Origin of the sequence: Psychrobacter immobilis (assembly GCF_904846285.1) — a bacterium.
GTDB classification, from domain to species: domain Bacteria; phylum Pseudomonadota; class Gammaproteobacteria; order Pseudomonadales; family Moraxellaceae; genus Psychrobacter; species Psychrobacter immobilis_D.
On sequence record NZ_CAJHAD010000067.1, the window covers coordinates 1 to 960 of the forward strand.

At 47.5% G+C, this 960-nt stretch carries 1 protein-coding gene; it reads right to left on the reverse strand.

Annotation, left to right across the window (positions count from 1 at the left end; translation table 11 throughout):
- Positions 1-960: Calx-beta domain-containing protein (locus JMX13_RS13565; RefSeq protein ID WP_201613342.1), on the reverse strand; the 960-nt coding region annotated here is incomplete at both ends.

Sequence of the window (960 nt, forward strand, 5' to 3'; positions counted from 1 at the left end):
GCTCACTACTGGCTTATCGCCTTCAGTGTTGCTGCCATCAAACGGATCTTCACTGTTGTCTGATTCATCTAAGATATCACCGGTCGCTGTGCCTGTTCCAATAGTGGCATTCACAGGGCTTGATAGGTTCATGCCCAGTGTCTCAAGCTGCTCATAGATATCATCTTGCTTAGGCGTGATCGCAATGCTTGGCATATCGCCAGCGGCTGTACCAGCAGGTATGCTCACCTTAATACCCGCAATAGCATCTGCCACAGTGATAGTCTGGGTGCTACCATCTGTATTGGTCAATACAATGCTGTCAATGTCTGAGGCATCCACGTCTTGTAGATCAAGCTTAACAGTAACGCTAGTAGCTTGATCACTTAGACCTGATTGCTCGATGTTAAACACAATAGGGTCGTCGCTGCCTTCAATCGCTGTATTTGGCTCAGCTTTAATGTTAAGCACAGGCGTGGCATTGTTATCTAAGATCGTACCTGTGCCAGTAACACCATCAATCGTCAGACCGGTGGTTTCATCACTCTCATCAATGTTGTCAGCTGTCGTCGGATAGCTCACTGTAAACTCAGTAACACCCGCTGGAACAGTAATGGTGCCTGTTACCGCATCATAGGTCACGCCATTGCTAAACGTAGGCGGGTTGCTGTAGTCTTCACCGGCTTTGGCACTGCCATCTTTTAATTCAAATGGATAGCTCACTTCAGTCTGAGTCGTATGGCTTAGGGTAACCTTATGAACTAAGGTGTCACCCTCAATAGCACTGGCGCCGCTTACGGTTACTGTCGGCTTGTCGCCATCTTTTGGTGTGTCTAAGATTGTGCCAGTTGCTTCTTTGGTATCTACCGCTGCATTATCTGCACTATCAATAACAAAGCTCAGGCGCTCATCTGCTTCATACACAGCATCATCTTTGATAATCACTGTGATTTCAGGTGCAGCTGTGCGACCTCCAGGTAC